This window comes from Leifsonia sp. HAY1-4F (genome assembly GCF_056755275.1).
Genome location: NZ_JBNDHX010000593.1, coordinates 1 through 218 on the forward strand (window position 1 = coordinate 1; position 218 = coordinate 218).

A 218-nucleotide genomic window follows, 5' to 3' on the forward strand; every position below is an offset into this window, starting at 1 on the left:
TCCGTCGTCGGCAGCGTCAGATGTGTATAAGAGACAGGTATCACATCGATATCCGGGAGGTGCAGCGGGTGTGGAGGTGGGTCTACGAGCACCCGCGGCCGATCGGCACGATCTTCACGGAGGGGTACCCTGTCTCTTATACACATCTCCGAGCCCACGAGACACTCGCTAATCTGGGGGGGGGGGTTTTCTTTGGCAAAGGGGGGGGGGGGGGGGGG

Annotated in this window: 1 protein-coding gene; it reads left to right on the forward strand. The window is 61.9% G+C overall.

The genetic code is table 11. The features are described from left to right. The coding region (locus ACPYOG_RS20625; RefSeq protein WP_481295926.1) for a hypothetical protein at positions 1-218 on the forward strand (218 nt) is incomplete at both ends.